This window comes from Tessaracoccus oleiagri, from assembly GCF_900103275.1.
In the GTDB taxonomy this organism is placed as follows: Bacteria; Actinomycetota; Actinomycetes; order Propionibacteriales; family Propionibacteriaceae; genus Arachnia; species Arachnia oleiagri.
Genome location: NZ_FNGP01000002.1, coordinates 553,451 through 571,188 on the forward strand (window position 1 = coordinate 553,451; position 17,738 = coordinate 571,188).

Annotated in this window: 20 protein-coding genes and 1 pseudogene; 8 read left to right on the forward strand and 13 right to left on the reverse strand. The window is 71.4% G+C overall.

What is annotated here, in order from left to right; all coding sequences use genetic code 11:
• Positions 1-3: 3 nt before the first annotated feature.
• Genes BLR46_RS07620 through BLR46_RS07635 form a run of 4 tightly spaced genes read right to left on the reverse strand, consistent with a single transcriptional unit; the run spans position 4 to position 3,836 of the window.
• The gene (locus BLR46_RS07620) at positions 4-414 is read right to left on the reverse strand and encodes an ATP-binding protein (RefSeq protein ID WP_093250583.1); all 411 of its coding nucleotides are present in this window, start codon (positions 412-414) and stop codon (positions 4-6) included.
• Complete coding sequence (locus BLR46_RS07625; protein ID WP_093250586.1) at positions 404-736, reverse strand: STAS domain-containing protein; 333 nt, start codon at positions 734-736, stop codon at positions 404-406. Before BLR46_RS07625 ends, BLR46_RS07620 begins: the two co-directional genes overlap by 11 nt.
• Complete coding sequence (locus BLR46_RS07630; protein WP_093250589.1) at positions 733-2,685, reverse strand: glycosyltransferase; 1,953 nt, start codon at positions 2,683-2,685, stop codon at positions 733-735. Before BLR46_RS07630 ends, BLR46_RS07625 begins: the two co-directional genes overlap by 4 nt.
• Entirely contained in the window at positions 2,682-3,836 is a 1,155-nt protein-coding gene (locus BLR46_RS07635) for a PP2C family protein-serine/threonine phosphatase (RefSeq protein WP_218118382.1), read from the reverse strand. Before BLR46_RS07635 ends, BLR46_RS07630 begins: the two co-directional genes overlap by 4 nt.
• Before the next feature lie 108 nt (positions 3,837-3,944).
• Here BLR46_RS07635 and BLR46_RS07640 point away from each other — a divergent pair, with 108 nt between their 5' ends.
• A complete protein-coding gene (locus BLR46_RS07640) occupies positions 3,945-4,460 on the forward strand; it encodes a metallophosphoesterase family protein (protein WP_093250824.1) in 516 nt (171 codons plus the stop codon).
• Between the two features lie 33 nt (positions 4,461-4,493).
• Here BLR46_RS07640 and BLR46_RS07645 read toward each other — a convergent pair whose 3' ends face one another.
• From BLR46_RS07645 to BLR46_RS15595, 3 genes and pseudogenes are all read right to left on the reverse strand, one after another.
• Positions 4,494-6,083 carry an ABC transporter permease gene (locus BLR46_RS07645; RefSeq protein WP_093250592.1) on the reverse strand — a complete coding sequence of 530 codons (1,590 nt, stop codon included), beginning with the start codon at positions 6,081-6,083 and terminating at the stop codon, positions 4,494-4,496.
• Positions 6,080-6,559 carry an AAA family ATPase gene (locus tag BLR46_RS15590; RefSeq protein ID WP_425441386.1) on the reverse strand — a complete coding sequence of 160 codons (480 nt, stop codon included), beginning with the start codon at positions 6,557-6,559 and terminating at the stop codon, positions 6,080-6,082. Before BLR46_RS15590 ends, BLR46_RS07645 begins: the two co-directional genes overlap by 4 nt.
• Positions 6,557-6,901 (reverse strand): annotated as a pseudogene (locus BLR46_RS15595) (ATP-binding cassette domain-containing protein); the annotation flags it as partial. The pseudogene BLR46_RS15595 and the gene BLR46_RS15590, both read right to left, overlap by 3 nt.
• Before the next feature lie 180 nt (positions 6,902-7,081).
• On the opposite strand from BLR46_RS15595, the gene BLR46_RS07655 reads away from it, so the two are divergent.
• Positions 7,082-8,110, forward strand: coding sequence for a glycosyltransferase family 4 protein (locus tag BLR46_RS07655; protein ID WP_093250597.1), 1,029 nt, complete (start codon positions 7,082-7,084; stop codon positions 8,108-8,110).
• Positions 8,111-8,113: 3 nt separating this feature from the next.
• Here the strand turns inward: BLR46_RS07655 and BLR46_RS07660 are convergent, their stop codons facing one another.
• From BLR46_RS07660 to BLR46_RS07675, 4 genes are all read right to left on the reverse strand, one after another.
• Positions 8,114-9,679: an ABC transporter permease gene (locus BLR46_RS07660; RefSeq protein ID WP_218118383.1), complete on the reverse strand. Its 1,566-nt coding sequence runs from the start codon at positions 9,677-9,679 to the stop codon at positions 8,114-8,116.
• A 3-nt stretch (positions 9,680-9,682) separates the two neighbouring features.
• The gene (locus BLR46_RS07665; protein ID WP_218118384.1) at positions 9,683-10,486 is read right to left on the reverse strand and encodes an ABC transporter ATP-binding protein; all 804 of its coding nucleotides are present in this window, start codon (positions 10,484-10,486) and stop codon (positions 9,683-9,685) included.
• The gene (locus BLR46_RS07670) at positions 10,483-11,508 is read right to left on the reverse strand and encodes an ABC transporter substrate-binding protein (protein WP_093250600.1); all 1,026 of its coding nucleotides are present in this window, start codon (positions 11,506-11,508) and stop codon (positions 10,483-10,485) included. The genes BLR46_RS07665 and BLR46_RS07670 overlap by 4 nt, the downstream gene beginning before the upstream one ends.
• 120 nt (positions 11,509-11,628) lie before the next feature.
• The gene (locus BLR46_RS07675) at positions 11,629-12,219 is read right to left on the reverse strand and encodes a TetR/AcrR family transcriptional regulator (RefSeq protein WP_093250831.1); all 591 of its coding nucleotides are present in this window, start codon (positions 12,217-12,219) and stop codon (positions 11,629-11,631) included.
• Positions 12,220-12,279: 60 nt separating this feature from the next.
• Between BLR46_RS07675 and BLR46_RS07680 the strand changes: the two genes are divergently transcribed.
• The 5 genes from BLR46_RS07680 (at position 12,280) to BLR46_RS07700 (ending at position 15,337) form a co-directional block, all read left to right on the forward strand.
• Positions 12,280-12,627, forward strand: a complete 348-nt coding sequence (locus BLR46_RS07680) for a hypothetical protein (protein ID WP_093250602.1) — start codon at positions 12,280-12,282, stop codon at positions 12,625-12,627.
• Positions 12,628-12,663: 36 nt separating this feature from the next.
• On the forward strand, positions 12,664-13,491 hold the full coding sequence (locus BLR46_RS07685; protein ID WP_093250605.1) for a DUF72 domain-containing protein: 828 nt from the start codon (positions 12,664-12,666) through the stop codon (positions 13,489-13,491).
• 120 nt (positions 13,492-13,611) lie between these two features.
• A complete protein-coding gene (locus BLR46_RS07690) occupies positions 13,612-14,076 on the forward strand; it encodes a hypothetical protein (RefSeq protein WP_093250606.1) in 465 nt (154 codons plus the stop codon).
• 57 nt (positions 14,077-14,133) lie between these two features.
• Complete coding sequence (locus tag BLR46_RS07695; protein ID WP_093250607.1) at positions 14,134-14,577, forward strand: VOC family protein; 444 nt, start codon at positions 14,134-14,136, stop codon at positions 14,575-14,577.
• 25 nt (positions 14,578-14,602) lie between these two features.
• Positions 14,603-15,337 carry an SDR family oxidoreductase gene (locus BLR46_RS07700; protein ID WP_093250608.1) on the forward strand — a complete coding sequence of 245 codons (735 nt, stop codon included), beginning with the start codon at positions 14,603-14,605 and terminating at the stop codon, positions 15,335-15,337.
• Positions 15,338-15,376: 39 nt separating this feature from the next.
• Here the strand turns inward: BLR46_RS07700 and BLR46_RS07705 are convergent, their stop codons facing one another.
• Complete coding sequence (locus BLR46_RS07705) at positions 15,377-15,811, reverse strand: OsmC family peroxiredoxin (protein ID WP_093250609.1); 435 nt, start codon at positions 15,809-15,811, stop codon at positions 15,377-15,379.
• Positions 15,812-16,005: 194 nt separating this feature from the next.
• Here BLR46_RS07705 and BLR46_RS07710 point away from each other — a divergent pair, with 194 nt between their 5' ends.
• Positions 16,006-16,839, forward strand: a complete 834-nt coding sequence (locus BLR46_RS07710; protein ID WP_093250610.1) for a mechanosensitive ion channel family protein — start codon at positions 16,006-16,008, stop codon at positions 16,837-16,839.
• A 5-nt stretch (positions 16,840-16,844) separates the two neighbouring features.
• On the opposite strand, the gene BLR46_RS07715 is transcribed toward BLR46_RS07710, so the two are convergent.
• Positions 16,845-17,678 carry a hypothetical protein gene (locus tag BLR46_RS07715; protein ID WP_143008244.1) on the reverse strand — a complete coding sequence of 278 codons (834 nt, stop codon included), beginning with the start codon at positions 17,676-17,678 and terminating at the stop codon, positions 16,845-16,847.
• Positions 17,679-17,738 lie beyond the last annotated feature (60 nt).

A 17,738-nucleotide genomic window follows, 5' to 3' on the forward strand; every position in this document is an offset into this window, starting at 1 on the left:
CGCCTACAGCCCCCTGCGGAGGGTCCAGCGATTGCCCGACGCAGTGCGCTCGTGCCGCAGCTCGTCAAGCACCGCCTCTGCCAGCGCCAAGCCGCGCCCGGACTCGCTGTCGACGTCGGGCATCCCCGCCCCCTCGATCGCGACCTCGGCGGGCGGCGCCCCGTCGTCGATCGTGGCGTGGAGCGCGTCGCCGCCCATCCCCAGTTCCACGCGGAGCGCGAAGCTGGGCCCCGGGTTGTGCTGGATGACGTTGGTGAGGATCTCGCTGACGGCGAGGGCGAAGAGGTACCGGTGCTCGTCGGCGCCCGGTGGCGCCTCGTCCCAGAGCCGGTCGAGGGCGTCGAGGACCTCCTCGAGGATGGCGAGGTCGCACTCGCCGGTGACGACCGCGGTGCGCTCCCGGTCACCCGGCATTGAAGGCGGCGTCCGGCGTCGGGTGGTTGCGCAGCACCCTGTCGAGGTTGGTGAGCCGCAGCACGGACAGGACGTGTTCCGGTGCGGCGGCGATGCGCAGGTCGCCGCCAGCCACGCGCGCGGTCTTGAGCGCCCCGATGAGCGCGCCGAGGCCCGACGAGTCGATGAACGTCGCGGCCGACAGGTCCACGACGATGTTCTTGCGGCCCTCGGCGACGAGGTCGTTCGCCTCCTCGCGCAGGCGTGGGGCGACCGCGGCCGTGAACCGCCCCTCGATCGAGATGACTGCGTAGTGCTCTTGGACGGCGGTGCTCAGGTTCACGACTCTCCTTCGGTGATGGCTCTGGGCTGGGGCCCACGGTAGGCGGCTGCCTGGATGATTACGCTGAGGACGACGAGGTCGTACGCCACCCAGGCGGTGTTGACCAAGGTGCCGACCCCGTCGGCGGTACCGACGGCCACCCGCAGCGCCCCGATGACGAGCGCCACGACGAGCAGCACCATCGCGGTGAGCTGCGGCCAGATCTCCCGCCACGGGACGCCCGAGGGGTCGCGGCCGTCCTTCCTCGTGACGGCGAAGTTCAGCGGCCGGCCGAGGACGACGTTGGCGAACGCGGTCCAGCAGGCCTTGATCCAGACCGGGAACAGCGCGAGCGAGTACTGCTGGCCGCGCCACGTCTTCACTCCCCGTGCCACGACGACGAAAAGCAACTGGTTGGCGACGAAGGCCGGGATGAACCGCGCGAAGAAGTCGGTGCTCCAGGCGCTGACGGGCATCACGCCGAAGATCAGGTAGATGAACGGGGCCGCGAGGTAGACGACGGCCGCGAACCCGGATAGGTAGCTCCACATGGTGCCGAAGTACATGAGCCGCTGCCCGGCGGACAGGCCCCGCTTGACCAGCGGGTTGTCGCGCAGCATGACCTGCAGGGTGCCCTGCGCCCAGCGGAGGCGCTGCGTGAGCATCGTCCGGAGGTCCTCGGGCGCGAGCCCGGTGGCGAGCACCTCGTGGTGGTAGACGCTGCGCCAGCCCAGCGCGTGCAACTGCATGGCGGTGGCCATGTCCTCCGTGACCGAGATGGTGGCCAGCGGCAGGACCGGCTGCGCCTCGTCGCCGCGGTCGATCCGCAGTGCCTCCAGCAGCTGGCCGACCGCCTGGATCGAGCCGACCGGCGACAGGTCCGTCTCGACCAGGAGGTCGAGGCCACGGTCGTCGACGACCACGGCGTCCAACTCGGCGTCGCGCTCGAGCGGCAGCTGCGCGATAGCCGCCAGATCGGCCCGCATCGAGTCGACGTCCCGGGCGACGAGCCGCCGGGATGCCTCGTCCACGACGCCGCGGAGCTCGAACGTGACGTCGGCGATCGGCTCGCCGGCGTCGATCCGCGCACGGGCCGCTCCGACGGCGGACCTCACGTCGACGAGTTCGCGACGCAGGTCCTCGTCGTCGGTGCGTCCGATCTCCTTCGCGAGGACCTTCTCCGACGTGCGCAGGACCCGCCTCGTCGAGTCCGTGACGTCCCGGACGTAGCCGACGATGCCCAGCTGCATCAGCGCCTCGCGACGCAGCACCGCGTTCGAACCGCAGAAGAACGCGGCGTTCCAGCCGTCCTTGCCCTGCTGGATCGGCCCGTAGAACAGGGGCGCCTGGCTGCCGAGCGGATCGGCCTCGTCGACGTTGCCGAACCACTGCGGTGTCTGGACCAGGGCGACGGCGGGGTCGTCGGCGAAGTAGCCGAGGGTGCGGTGCAGGATCAGCGGATCGGGGACCTGGTCCGCGTCGAGGATGAGCAGGAACTCGCCGTCGGTCTGGAAGAGCGCACTGTTGAGGTTGCCTGCCTTGGCGTGCCGGGGCTTGCCCGTCCAGTCATCCGAGCGCGTGATGTAGCCGACTCCGGCCTCCCTCGCCCGAGCCTCCATCTCGGGGCGGGCGCCGTCGTCGAGGATCCAGGTGGTGTGCGGGTAGGCGATGCGCTTCGCCGCCTCAGCGGTGCGCATCACCATGTCGATCGGCTCGTTGTAGGTGGTGATCAGCACGTCGACGGTGCCCTGCGGCTCCGACTGTGGCCCGGGCCGTTCGCGCGCCCGCCACATGGTCAACGCGAACAGGAAGGTGTCCACGAGGCTGTACGTCTCGGCGACCACCAGGGGCACGGCGATCCACCAGGCGGACCAGTTGACGGAGTCCAGCCAGCGCCAGACGATGTAGTTCGCGCCGAGCAGGACCGACAGGACGGCCAGGACGCGGATGAGGATGAAGCGGCCGGTCAACGGTCCCTCCTGATGACGAATACGGTGACGTCGTCCGGGGCGGGTGCGAGGCGCGCCAGGCGCACCGCCTCGGCGACCGCTCCGTCGGGGTCGAGGACCTTGAGCGTCTCCGCCACTTGGCCGAAGGGGTCCTGCTCGTCGAGGATGTCGAGGAGCCCGTCGCTGCAGCAGATGAGCATGTCGCCGGGGGCCAGGACCGTGCGCGTCGCCACGCGCTCCTCGGCGATGGCGGCACCCATCCCGAGGGGCAGCCCGGTGGAGCGCAGCTGCTCGAACGTGCCGTCCGCGCGCAGCACGAAGGTCAGTCCGTGTCCCGCGTCGACGAGTTCCACCGCGCCGGAGGCGGTGTCGATGTCCGCGTGGACCGCCGTGACGAAGAGGCTGGCGTCGCCCTGCAGGCACTCCAGGAGCACGTCCGCCTCGTCGATGGCCTCGACGACGCTGCGTCCGGGTGCCGTGGCCAGGGATGCCCGGGTGAAGACCGCCGCCATGGCCGGACCGATCCCCTTGCCCATGGCGTCGGCCAGGGTGAACCGGAGCACGCCGTCCCGCAGGACCAGGTCGTACATGTCTCCCGCGAGTCTTCCCGCGGCCTGGCTGGCTGCGGCGATCGTGTAGCCGGGCACGCGAGGCAACTCCGCGGGACGGAGCGCATGTTGCACGAGCGCTGCGTGGCCGAGTTCCTGGTCGCGGGCGAGTTCGAGCTGGACCCAGGACGCGAGGTCGCGCAGCAACGCCTGGTCGGCCTCCCCGAAGCTCCTCGGTGCGGTGTCGAGGATGCACAGGGTCCCGACGGGTTCACCGCCCGGCGCGCGCAGGGGCTGCGCGGCGTAGAACCGCAGCTTGGGATCACCGGTCACGAAGGGGTTGTCGGCGAACAGCTCGACGGCGGAGGCGTCCTCGACCACGAGCGCGGCGTCGTGACGGACGGTGTAGTCGCAGAAGGAGTCCTTCCGGGGCGCTTCGCGCCCGCCCAGACCGATCTCGGACTTCCTGAATTGCCGGTCCCTGTCGATAAGGGAGACGCTCACCATCGGGACCCCGAACATCTGCTGCGCCAGACGCGTCACGCGGTCCACGCGTTCGTCAGCAGGTGTGTCGAGGATGTTCATTGCCTCCAGCGCGGCCTGCCGGCGAGCTTCGTCGATCAACTCGTTCCCCTTCTTCCTGGCCGTAGCCTAGCTAGGGACGACGGAAAATAATAAGGGGCCCTACCGAATGTTGGTCAGGCTTTGCACGAGCAGCGACGGGAGCGCGTCATGCCGGTTGAACTGGTGATCCTCGCCGACACCCACCTGCCCAAGCGGGCCAAGGACCTGCCGCCCGAGTTGTGGGCCGCGATCGACGACGCGGACGTCGTGGTCCATGCCGGGGACTGGGTCGACGTCGCGCTGCTCGACCAGCTCGAGCGTCGGTCGCGACGGCTCGTCGGCGTGTACGGCAACAACGACGGGGCGGACCTCCGGGCGCGCCTGCCGGAGGTCGCGCGCGCCGAGGTCGAGGGCGTGCGGTTGGCCGTCGTCCACGAGACGGGGCAGGCGGCGGGTCGCGAGGCCCGCATGGCGGCCGCGTTCCCGGAGACGGACGTGCTCGTGTTCGGCCACAGCCACATCCCGTGGGACAAGGTGGCGCCCGGCGGGCTGCGGCTGCTGAACCCGGGATCCCCCACCGACCGCCGCCGTCAGCCGGTCGGCACGTTCATGACCGCCACGGTCGCCGACGGACGGCTCCTCGACGTCGTGCTCGTGCCGGTGGACCCCGCCTGGCGGGCCTAACTCAACCGTCCCGCTCCCCCCGGCGCGGTGTGCTCAGCGGCCGAGGTCGCGTCGCCGGAACCCGACGAAGCCCAGCACCACGAGCGCCGCGGTCACCAGCGAGATCCAGAGGAGCCCGAGTCGGCTCTCGTCGGTGGCCATGTTCGGGACGTGCCAGAACGGGCTGATGGCGAGCACCTCGTCGCGCAGTTTGAAGGTCGGGCCCAGCAGTGTGAGGACGAACGCGAGCAGCACCCCCGCCCAGGCGGCGAGAGTCACCTGCGGGCGGACCCCGACCACCAGCACGGCGACCGCCACCACCGTCCACACGGCGGGCACCGTCGCCACCGCCTGGAGCAGCGTGTCCGTGAAGCCGACGCCGATGTCCGCGCGGCTGGCGAGCGTCGCGACGAGCGTCCCGGCGATCACCAGGTAGGCGGCAGGCGCCGTGAACGCGAGCAGCAGGTTGCTGGCGTAGTACCGGGGCCGGGCGACGCTCGTCGCCATGACCGGCTCGACGCGTTCGGCCAGTTCCTCGGCGCGGACGCGCAGCATCACCTGGACGCCGGGGATGGCCGTGAGGATGCCGAGCAGGTTGAGCACCGTGACGAGGAATGCGCCCACCAGCTTGTCGGCCGAGGCGGCGCCCGCGGCAAGGAACTGCTGCACGGCGGAGTCGCGCGCCAGCAGGTCCTTGATCGAGGTCGTGAAGTAGCCGTAGACGAAGCCGAGCAGCACGAACGCGATCCCCCACGCGACGAGCGGCCCCCGGTTGACGCGGAGGGCGAGCGCCATGGTCGACCGGACCTTGCCGCGGGCGGGGCCCGGCCGCGGCGCGATGGCGCCCATGCCGAAGTCGCGCCGGCCCTGCAGCGCGAAGGCGGCCACCAGCAGCAGCACGGTCAGCCCGGCGGCGGGCAGCAGCGGCCACCACACGTTGTCGACGCCCGGCCGCGTCTCGGTCATCCAACCGAGCGGGTTGGCCCACACGGTCCAGTCCGGGGCGTCCATCGAGTAGGCGAGGCCGCGCAGCAGGAACAGCACCCCGAGCGTCGCCACCGCGAACGAGCTGGACGCGCGCGCCTCCGAGCCGATCTGCGCGGTGACGGCTGCGATGCCGGCACACATCCAGCCGGTGGCGGTCATCGTCGCGCCGAGCAGCATCGACGACTCCCAGTCGCCGCCGGTGAGTCCGGTCGCCACGCCCACCACCACCCCCAGGACCGTGGTGAGCCCGATCGTCGTCACCACGCCCGCCATCAGTCTGGCGTCCCGTCCGACGACGCCGGAGGCCAGCAGCTCCGCCTGGCCGGAGTCCTCCTGGGCGCGGGTGGCGCGGATCAGCGTGAAGATGGCGCCGAGCCCGACGAGGAAGCCGCCGAGCGCAAGGGAGCGCCATGCGTTGAAGCCGTCCGTGGTGGACAGATCGAACGCGGGACCGAAGATCAGGCCGAGCGCGGGGTTGGCACCGATGGCGACGCCGAGCGCCATCCGGTCCTGCTCCGTCGGGAAGATCTGCGGGTAGCCGAGCACCGACGAGACCGAGAGCAGCGTGGTGACCAGCACCCACGGGGCGAAGTGGCGGCCGTCGTGGCGCGCCACCGGCCGCAGCAGCGGCAGCGTGCCCGCCACCGCGCTGCTCATCGCTCGCCCTCCTCGCCCTCGTACAGCCGCAGGAAGAGCGACTCCAGCGACGGCGGCTCGACGGTGAGGGCCGTCACCCCGAGCGGGAGCAACGTCTCGAGGGCGGCGCTGATGCGCGACGACTCAACGGTCGCCCACAGCCTGTTGCCGTCGATCCGCACATCCTCCAACGCGTCGAGCGACGCGTGGGCGGGGAGCGTGACGACCTCGGCGTGGATCGTCGTGCGGGTCCTGCCCCGCAGGTCAGCGAGGGTGCCCGTCTCGGCGACGCGTCCGTCGCGAATGATCGACAACCGGTCGGCCAGGGACTCGACCTCGGCCAGGATGTGGCTGGAGAGCAGCACGCTGGAGCCGCGGCCCTTGGCCTCGACGACCACCTCCTGGAACACGTTCTCCATCAGGGGGTCGAGGCCGCTGGTGGGCTCGTCGAGGATGAGCAGCTCGGCGTCGGACGACAGGGCCGCGACGATCGCCACCTTCTGCCGGTTACCCTTCGAGTACTGGCGGCCGCGCTTCGTGGGGTCGAGTTCGAACCGTTCGACGAGTTCGGCGCGACGTCGCTCGTCGAGACCCCCGCGCAGCGACCCGAGGAGGTCGATCGCCTCACCACCCGTCATGCCCGGCCACAGCGAGACCTCGCCCGGCACGTACGCGATGCGGCGGTGCAGTTCGACGACGTCGCGCCAGGGGTCGCCGCCGAGCACGCGCACGGACCCCGAGTCAGCGCGGAGCAAGCCGAGCAGCACGCGGATGGTGGTGGACTTGCCGGCTCCGTTGGGGCCGAGGAACGCGTGCACCTCGCCGGGCGCGACTTGGAGGTCGAGCCCGTTCAGCGCGCGGAAGCGGCCGTAGGATTTCGTCAGCTGCTCGACACTGATCACCGCATCGCCGGTACCCATGGGACTCTCCTCATCTGGCGCACCCGCCGTCAGTGTATTCCCGCTGCTCGGACCGCCGTCGCCGCCACGACGCAACGCCCACCCGCCTATCATCGGCCCATGGCCAGAGTCGGATTCGCCCGCTGGCGCAGCGAGCTGCCCAGCGGCGGCAATCGTTACGACGACGAGCTCGCGGCCGGGCTGCGACGGCTCGGCATGGACGTCCGCGAGTACCCGGTCGAGGGCCCGTGGCCGCTTCCCGGCGAGGAGGATCGCGCACGGTTGGCGGAGTTGATGACCGAAGAGCGGCACTGGCTCGTCGGCAACATCGTCGCTTCCGCAGTCCCTGAACTGCTCCGACGTGCGGCTGCCGAGGGCCGGCACGTCACCATGCTCCTGCACTACTTCCCGGCCGACGACACCGCCATGACGGCCGACGAATGCGCACGGCTCGCTGCGACCGAGGAGGAGGCGGTGCGGACCGTCGATCGGGTCGTCGTGACCAGCCCGTGGGCGGCGCGCGAGGTGGCCGCCCGGTACGGCCGCGACGACGCGGTGGTGGCGGTCCCGGGCGTCGACCCGGCACCGCTCGCCGCCGGGTCCCGGGCTGACGGCGAGCCCCCGCGGCTGCTGTGGCTCGGCCGCCTCTCGCCGGGCAAGGATCCGCTCACGCTCGTCGATGTCTTGGGAATGGTGGCCGACCTGCCCTGGGTCGCGCGTCTGGTGGGCCCCGACTCCGTGGACCGCGCACTCACCGACGCGGTGCGACGCCGAGCGCGGCAGTCCGGCGTCGCGGACCGGACCGAGTTGCTCGGCGAGCGGACCGGGCAGGCGCTGGAGGCGGTGTGGGCGGAGACCGACCTGCTGGTGCACACCTCGCGCGCGGAGACCTACGGCATGGTGGTGGCCGAGGCGGCGGCCCGCGGCATCCCGTCGCTGGTCGGGGCCGGCACGGGCGCCGTCGAGGCGCAGACTGCGGGTGCCACCTTTCCCCCCGGCGACGCGTCCGCGCTCGCGGAGCTGTTGCGGGCCTGGCTCACCGACCCGGCGCTCGCCGCGCGGTGGCGCGCGGAGGCGTCCGCCGCCCGGGCCGGCCTGCCGACCTGGGCCGACACGGTCCGTGCCGTGGCCACGGCGCTCGCCCGCTGAGCGTCACCAGCGCAGCTGCTCCGGCGCCACCACGCGCAGCACGCGACGCTCGACCGCCTCCACCAGCGCGTAGGCCGCCAGCGCGACCAGCGTGACGACCACGACGGTGGACCACAGCGACGTGTAACGGCTCGTCGCGGCGTCCACCGCCATCATGTTGCCGAGCCCGGTGCCGGTGGCCAGCCACTCCGCGACGGTGGCGGCGAGCAGCGCGGTCGGGGCGGCGATGCGGGCTGAGGCGAAGAAGGCCGGCGCCATCGCCGGCAGCCGCCCCAGGAGGAGCACCCTCGTCGACGGAGTCGCGTACGTCGCGAACACGTCGGCGACCTGGCCCGGCAGCTGGGCCAGACCGTAGAGGCAGGAGACCAGGGTCGGGAAGAAGGTCATGATCGCCACGACCACCGCGGTGCCGAACGCCCCGCGCCCGAGGGCCGCCACGAGCAGAGGCGCGATCGCGATGACGGGCACGCAGCGCAGCGCCACCGCCACCGGGGTGAGCGCCCTGCGGAGGCGGGGCGACAGGGAGAACAGGGTCGCGAGCACCACACCGAGGAGCAGGCCCGCGAAGTAGCCGGGGATGGCCACCGCGGCCGTCTCGAGGGCGGCCGTGAGCAGCTCGTCGCGGTGAGCCCCGGACTCGGGGGACGAGACGAGCCAGTCCCAGACGTCCCAGGGCCGCTTGGCGAAGTAGGGGTTGAGGCCGGTGACCGCGAACACCCCGACCCAGGCCGCGAGGACGACTGAGGTCGTGACCAGGATCCCGCCCAGCGCGCGGAGGAGCCGCTCTGAGGCCGACCTGCCGCGCCCATGGCCCGGCGTGCTGAGCAGCACCGTCGGCTGCTCCACCGCGAGGCGGCGCGCCGCCCACGCGACGAGCAGGTAGCCCAGCAGCGACACGGCGGTGCTCAGCAGCATCAGGGCCCACAGCCCGTCGGTGTCCAGGCTCCGAAGCGCGAGGATCGACAGCACACCCACCCCGCGTTCGGCGCCGGTGAACTCCCCCACCAGCGCACCGAGGAACGCCGCCGGGACCGTTGCCTGGAGCCCCGCCATCAGGTACGGCAGGGAGGCGCGGGCCCGGATGACGACCAAGGTGGTCCAGCGGCCGCGCCCGTACGTGGCCGTGAGGTCGAGCCACGACTGCGGCACCGCGCGCAGCCCGACCAGGAGCGGCACCAGCGTGAGGTAGAAGACCGCGAACGCGGCCAGCGTGATCTGCGGGCCGTCGCCGAAGCCGTACACCAGCCGCAGTAGCGGACCCAGCGCCACGAGCGGCAGGCAGTAGACGACGAGCGCGAACCGCAGCACCAGCCGCTCGACCCCCGGGAGCAGCACCACGAGCAGAGCGAGCGCCACCGCGGCGAGGTTGCCGAGGAGGTAGCCGAGCGCGGCCTCGCGCGTCGTGAACCAGAGGCCGCGCCCGTAGACCTCGGCGTTGTCTACGAGCTTGGCCACGATCCCCGAGGGGGTGCCCACCAGGTGCCGGCCGGCGAGCAGCGTCCTGCCCACGAGTTCCCACAGCCCGACGGCCATGACCCACCCCAGCACCGTCCTCAGCACTCCAGGCACGCCTCACCCCTCGTCGGCGGCGTACTGGTCGACCCCGAGCAGCGCGCCGACGCGTTCCACGAGCCGGGTGAACTCCTCGCTGTGGAGGTGCTGCATGCGGCGGGGACGATCCAGCGCGACGGGGAGGTCGGCCAGGATGGTGCCCGGCCGCGGCGACATGACCAGCACGCGGTCGGCCAGGAGCACGGCCTCCGGGATGGAGTGAGTGACGAGCAGCGTCGTCGTGCTGGTGCCCGACCAGAGCGGCGGGAGTTCGATGTTGAGCCGGCGGCGGGTGAGCTCGTCGACCGCTCCGAACGGCTCGTCCAAGAGCAGCAGTCTCGGCTCGGTGACGAGGCAGCGGGCGATGGCGGCACGCTGGCGCATGCCCCCTGAGAGCTGCGCCGGTCGTGCCCTCTCGAAGCCCGCCAGCCCGACCTTCCGCAGCAACGCGCTCACGCGTGCCGGGTCGGCCGGCCTGCCCGCGAGCCGCTGTGCCAACGCGACGTTGCCCGCGGCGGTCCGCCACGGCAGGAGGGAGGCGTCCTGGAAGGCGATGGCCATCTCACCGCGACGACGGACTGCGAGGGGCTCGTCGCCGTCGATCAGGACCGAGCCGCCGGGGTCCGGGCGTTCCAGCCCGGCGATGATGCGCAACAGCGTCGACTTGCCACACCCGGAGGGCCCGACGAGCGCGGTCACCGAACCGGGGGCGAGTGTGAGGTCGCGCGGTTCGAGGACCGCCAGCGGGCCGGCGCCGGTCGCGAAGGTCTTGCCGACGGCGGCACAGACGACCTCCGGGGCGCCGCGCACGCCCGCCGCGGTCACGCCGTCGGCCCGTCCGCGTACACCTCTTCGAGGATCGACCGGTCCCACATCTCGGCGGTGCCGCCCTCGATGCCGAGCAACTCGAACAGCTTCAGGTTCTCCTGCACCTGCTCGTCGGTGAACCAGCCGAACCCGAACTCGTCGGTCAGGTCGGAGTACATGATGTCGAGCTGGACGTCGGCCATCCCGCGCTGCGTCTCGAGGTCCAGCCCGGCGTCCGGGTAGGCCTCGACCGCAAGCTCCGCGGCCGCCTGCGGGTCGTCCTTGTACAGCTGCCAGCCCCGGGCGTCGCCCCGGAACAGGCGGACGATCTGGTCGCGCTTCTGCTCGTCGGCGAGGCTGGAGCGCAGCACGGTGCAGGTCTGGCTCATGGGGTTGTAGCCGTGGTCGGCGAGCAGCATCGAATGGCCTTCGATGCCCTGGACGGCCAGCGCAACCGGGAGGTCGTTGTAGAAGCAGTAGAGCCCGTCCACCTGGCCGGCGGTGAGGACCGCGGGGTCGTACTGGCTCGGGACGAAGACGAGGTCGTCCTTGGTGAGGCCGTTGATGGTGAGGAACGCCTCGAGGCCCGGGGTGTCTGTTCCGGCGACCCCGATCCGTTTGCCGACGAGGTCCTCGGGCCCGGTCAGCGGGGCGTCGGCCAGCGACAGGATGGTGACGGGGCTCTTCTGGTACTGCGCCCCGATGATGACGAGGTCTGCGCCCTCGGCGTTCGATCTGGCCACCCCGTCGGCCACCGAGATGTTCATGAGCGCCGCGCCGCTGACGGTGTTGGCGTCGCCGGCGACATTGGGCCCGCCGGGCGCGAGCTGCACGTCGAGACCCTGCTCCTCGAAGAGGCCGCGGTCCTTGGCGAGATAGGTCCCGCCGAACTGCACGGAGTGCGTCCACGACAACTGGTAGGTGACTGCGTCCTTGCCCTCGGGGGAGGCCGGGTCGTCCCCGCACCCGACGAGGACGGCCAGCGAGGCGGCGCCGAAGCCGCCCATAGCGGCGCGGCGACTGAAACGTGGGGTGAGCATCTGTCTACGACCTCCCTGTCGAGCGGGCCGACGGGCGCGCTCGCCCCCGGCCTTCCCCGCATCCTAGGCGCGCGCGGTGCCGTCGCGGCGGAAACGCAGCGCTCCCGGGCAGTCTCAGGCTCAGAAGCTCCCGGTGCCTCCCAGTTCCCTGACGAGAGGGCCGAGCACCAGGCTCATGGCGGCGACGGCCTCGTCGACGGTGTGGCCGTCCAGCAGCAGCGTCGCCCCGTGGATGACCGCGTTGACGAGCGACGCCACCTGCTCGGGCGAGTCGACGTCCAGCGAGACGAGCGTTTCCACGAGCGGCTGCTGGAGTTCGCGGTGCATGCGCGCAGCGTCCTCGTCGACCGCTTCGCTGGGCTCGAGCGCGGCGAGTGCAGCGCCGACGGCGTGGGCGCCCTCGGCGACCAGCCGCACGTTCGTCACCGCATAGGCGAGGATCCGGTCGGCGGGCGTCGGGGCTGCGGACATCGCGGACGCGATTCGCCGGACCCATCGGGGATAGATGTCCTGCACCATCGCGCGGAGCAGGTCGCGGCTCGAGTCGAAGTACTGGTAGACGCTGGACCTGGCGAGGCCCGCGCGGGAGGCCACCTGACCGAGCGCGGGCGGCTCCCCTGTCTCCAGCAGCAGCGCGTGGGCGGCGTCGAGGAGTGCGCGCTCGCGGGCAGCCCTATGGGCGGCCACCGTGGGTTCACTGATGCGCGGCATGGGGCCGACCATACGCGCAATCTTTTCGACATGGTGTCGATATCCCGCTAACCTTCTTCCATGACGTTCGTCCACTCGATCGCCCTGTTCGTCCACTTCATCGGCGCCGCCGCCCTGGTCGGCGGCTGGCTCGCCACCTTCCGCAAGCCCACCGTGCTGCAGTGGCAGCACATCGGGGCATGGCTGCAACTGCTCTCCGGCCTGGCGCTCGTCGGCCTGCTCGAGATGGGCGACGGGCAGGTCAACCACATCAAGATCGGCGTCAAGCTACTCATCCTCCTCGGCGCCCTCGTCGCCGCCTTCATCGGCCGCCGGAAGGTCAAGCGCGGGGAGCCCGTCTCGGTGGGCCTCGCCCACGCGGTCGGCGGGCTCGCGCTCCTGAACATCGCGATCGCCGTCTTCTGGTGACCCGTCCTGCCGGGCCGGTGACCTAGGCTCGGCAGCGTGACCGGATGCTACGTGGGCGTCTCCGGGTGGCGGTACCGGAACTGGCGCGGCGACTTCTACCCCGCGGGGCTGCGCCAACGCGACGAGTTGCGCCACGTCGGTGCGACGATGACCTCCGCCGAGATCAACGGGTCCTTCTACTCGCTCCAGCGGCCATCCTCGTACGCCGCCTGGGCGGCCGAGACCCCGGATGACTTCGTGTTCGCGGTGAAGGGCGGCCGCTACATCACCCACATGAAGCAGCTGCGCGAAGTGGAGACCCCGCTCGCGAACTTCTTTGCTTCCGGCGTCCTCGCCCTCGGCCGCCGGCTCGGCCCGATCCTGTGGCAGCTACCCCCGCGCATGGCGTTCGACGCAGAGAAGGTCGGCCACTTCCTGTCGCTGCTGCCGCGCACCCACGGCGAGATCGCTGCCCTCGGCCACGGGCACGACGAGAAGCTCACCCCGGAGCGGGTGCGGCTCGAGATCGCCCCCGACGCCTCGCCCGGCCGCCCGGTCCGGCACGCGCTGGAGCCCCGACACCCGACGTTCGACTCACCGGAGGCGCATGCGCTGTTGGCGGCCCACGACGTGTGCATGGTGATAGCCGACAGCGCGGGTACCTGGCCCACCATGAGCGACGCGACGAGCGACTTCCGCTACGTCCGGCTGCATGGCGAGCAGGAGCTCTACGCCAGCGCGTACACCGACGAGTCGCTCGACCGCTGGGCCGCGCAGTGCCGAGCCTGGTTGGAAGCCGGCCTCGACACCTACGTCTACTTCGACAACGACGCCCGAGGCCACGCGCCACACGACGCGGTCAGGCTGCTCGAGCGACTGCGCTGACGCCACTGTCCAACCGATACGACGAACCGTAGTAATCCGGTGGCGCGGGGCGTAGCATGGAACGACGGATGGTGGCTCGCGACGCCCTCCCGCGTCGCCGCGCATCCATGGGGAGCCATCATGATCGTGCATCGTTCGGACGTCGTGAACGGCGCGCGTCTCGCGCACACTCATGCGGCGCGGACGCCGCGTCGCTGGCCGCCGGGCTTCACGATCGCGGCCGGCGCCTTCTACACGTGCATGGCGGGCGTCCACCTCGGCGTCGTCGTGGCGAACCCGCAGGTCTACGCCTCCTATGGGGAGGCGGCGTCGATGGAGTGGGTGAGCAGGCTCTGGGCCCAGGTCTTCATGGCGAACCCCGTGTTCTGGGGGCTGGTCGCCGCGGGTCTCGAGGTCCTGATCGGGGTCCTGCTGCTCGTCGGCGGCCGCGCGTCCAGGCTCGGCTGGGTCGCCGTCGCGGCCTTCCAGGTGGCGCTGATCCTGCTCGGGTGGGGCTACCTGTTCTGGATCGTCCCTGCGCTGGCCATCGCGGTGCTCGGCGCACGCCACGACTGGCCGCTCCTGGCACGGCCGGCGACTTTCTGAACCCCTCCCGCTGGGCCGGTCCGTCGTCCTAGGCTGATGGGCGACGAAGGAGTGCCCATGCCGAAGCCTTACGGAGTCCAGATCGCCGTTGACTGCCGGGACGCCCATCCGCTCGCCGATTGGTGGGCGGAGACGCTGGGCTGGGTCGTGGAGCCGAGCGACCCGGCCTTCATCCAGCGGATGCTCGACGAGGGCTACGCGAGCGCGGACGACACGCAGACCTACAAGGGCAAGTTGGTCTGGCGTGGCGCCGCGGCGATCTGCCCCTCCACCGAGGTCGGAGACCCGGCTCGACGGCGCATCCTCTTCCAGGACGTCCCGGAGCCGAAGACGGGCAAGAACCGGATGCACTACGACATCCACTCCGGCGGTGAGGACATCGACCGCCTGCGCGACGAGCTGGTCGGGCGGGGGGCCACCTACGTCGCGTCGCACGCGCAGGGCCCGTTCCGTTGGCACGTCATGCAGGACCCGGAAGGCAACGAGTTCTGTGTCAGCTGAGGCGGGACCGGACAGGAAGCCGACGGTGGACGTCGCCATCATCGGCGCCGGCAGGCTGGCCAAGGCCATCCGGGACCAGTGCGTCGCACGCGGCGCGACGGCGACCCTCCACTCCCGCTCGACCGGATTCGATGTCCTCGACCCGGAGCCGGCCGACCGCCTCGGAGCACCCCACGTCGTCGTCGAGGCCACTGACGTCTTCACCCAGAACGCCAACCGGGCGAGGCAGTTCTTCAGCCGGTCCACCCGGGCGGCCAACGCGGTCGCGCGGGCCCACGGCGCGAGGCACGTGCTGGTCTCCATCGTCGGCTGCACGCGTCCCGAGCTGCAGGGCAACGGGTACTACGCCGGGAAGGCGGAACAGGAGCGCATCGCGCTGGCGGAGCACGAGCGCCTCACGATCGTCCGCTCGACCCAGTGGCACGAGTTCGCCCGCCAGAACCTCGACAGGATGCGCCTCGGCCCCTTGGCCGTCGTGCCGTCCATGACCGTGCAGCCCGTGGCCCTCGCATCGGTCGCCGACGTGGTCGCCCGGTGCGTCACCGGTGAGCTCCCGGAGGGCATCCACGACGTGGCCGGGCCGGAGGTCACCACCCTGTGGGAGATGACGAAGGCCCTCCCCGGCACGGGTGCGCTCCCGGTCGCGCTACCCGTCCCCGGACGCACCGGCAAGGCGTTCCGCCACGGCGCCCTACTGCCCGGCCCGGACGCCGAGATCCTCGGGCCGACGTTCGGTGAATGGCTGATGGCCGGGGCATGACGCGGCCCCGCCGACGGAAGGTCGACGGGGCCGCGAGCGTCAGGCGAGCTTCGCGTCGAGATTGATCTCAGGGACGCTGGCCAGCGCCTGGGAGACCGGGCAGTTCTTCTTGGCCGACTCGGCGATGCGCCGGAAATCGTCCTCGGACAGGCCGTCGACCTGTCCCTCGACCGCGAGGTCGATCTTCGTGATGCCGGAGCCGACGGCGAAGGTCACCTTCGCGTTGGTCTGGAGCTGGGTCGGGGCCGTGCCGTTCTCGGACAGTTCGTGGGAGAACTGCATCGAGAAGCACGTCGCGTAGGCGGCCGCGATGAGCTCCTCGGGGGTGGTCGAGGAGCCGGACTCCTCCGAGCGGGCCTTCCAGTTCGCCTGGAACGAGCCGGCACCCGAGGTGTCGAGGTTGACGGTGCCGGAGCCGGTGGGAAGGTCGCCCTTCCACACGGTGGTTGCGCTGTTGACGATCGGGGTTGGCATGGTGCCTCCTTTACGTTCTGCGACGCGGGTCCTCGCGCCGCCGGCGCTGTGCCGTCCCTCCACACTACGACCGTCCGAGGCCGCTTTGGCCGCTTCGCCGATGCAGTCGTCCGGCGACGCGGACAAGGGTGGACACGAGGGCGCGTAGGCTCTTGTGTCCCGCGGACTCGACGGCTGAAGGAGCGAGCAACGACATGATCGATCTTCCTCCCATCACCTGGCAGGCGGCGCTGGTCGGTCTGGCCGTCCTGCTCGCCGGTGCGTTGCTCGGTTTCCTCGTCCGTCACCTCGTCCACACCGTCCTCGCCTGGCGAGGGCGCAGCGAAAGCTCCTCACGGGTCTTCTCGAGGTTGTTCCAGTGGATGATCATCGTGCTGTTCTCGGCGGGCGCGATCACCATCGTCTTTCCCAGCGTCAAGCCCGTGGACGTGCTCGGCGGCATCACGATCGTCTCCTTGGCAGCCGGCATCGCGTTCCAGACCGTGCTCGGAAACATGTTCGCCGGAATCGTCATCCTGGCCCGGGATCGCTTCCGCGTCGGCGACCAGATCTCGGTGCTCGACCACGCCGGCACCGTCAGCGAGATGGGGCTCTCGCATGCGGCCCTCCGCACGTTCGACGGGCGGCTGGTGCTGATCCCCAATTCATCACTCCACTCCGAGATCGTGACGGTCCAGACCGGCTACGAGAAGGTACGTTCGACAGTGGCGGTGGATCTCGACGACGCCACCGACCTCGCGACCGCGAGGGCGGCGGCCCTGGCCGCCATGGAACAGCTCCCGGATGTTCTCGACGACCCACCTCCCCAGGCGATCCTGCGCGAGATCGGCACGGCGACGGTGCGCATGGACCTGCTCTTCTGGTCGGGCTCCAGACAGATGGAGACGCGCAACGCCCAGGACGCGGTGATCAGGGCGGTCCTCGAGACTTTCCGTGCGCACGGCGTCAAGGCCGGGGACGAGGTGGTCACGGTCAAGTTGGTGGGCGCGGACCCCGGCCCAGCGGAAGTCCCCACCGTCCCCCGTTGATTCCTTCAGGCGGCGGCCCCGGGGGTCGTCGCTCCCGTCGTCCGGCGCCTGCGCTTCCGGCGCCGCACGAGGAACACCGCGAGGGCACCGCCCCAGACCACGGAGAACGCGCCACCGATGGTTCCCGGCGACGTGGGCGCGTGGGGCAGGACGAGCGCCGCGATGCCGAGGACGATCGTCGCGATGGCGGACGTCCACATCGGCAGCCGCCAGCCCGGCAGCCGTGTCGCCGCCAGGAGGACCAGCAGCGGGTAGAGGAGGATGGCGGCGGCCAGTTCGGCGAACCGGTCCCCCGCCACGCACCGGCCCAGGTAGCAGGCCGGCCCGGACTCACCCGCGCGCTGCACCGCGTAGGCGGCCAGGGGGAGGGCAGCGGCCAACCCCACCACGCCCGCCACCACGAGCCGGATGTCCATGCGTTCCACCCGGGGTTCCGACGGTGTCCTGGGCCTGAGCAGCCACAGGCCGCCGATGAGCAGCGCCATCAGCATGCCCCCGACGCGCGGCTCGTCGCGGTGCGTCACCCAGCCGGCGCCCGTGAGCGCCAGCGACCCGATGAGGGCCTGCGCCAGCCCGATCACCGGTCGCCCCGGGCGGAGCTGGCAGGCCACTCCCGCAACGATGCTCGCGCCAAGTCCCGCGAAGGCGAGGTCGGTGACCGGCGTGGTCAGCGCGGACTTCGGGTCCTGCACCCAGAGGACCAACGTGAGCGCGGTCACCACCGTGAACAGGAGCGCCAACGAGATGGTGAGCGCCCAGGCCGCGGCGAGGAAGATCCGACGACGTTTCCGCTGCCAAGCGTCCAGAGGCGTTCCGCGGTCAACGACTGAGCCTGTCATGCCCCCACCTCGCCATCCGGACGATGCGCCCGGTCGCGCCGGGCTGCGCTCCCTGGCGAC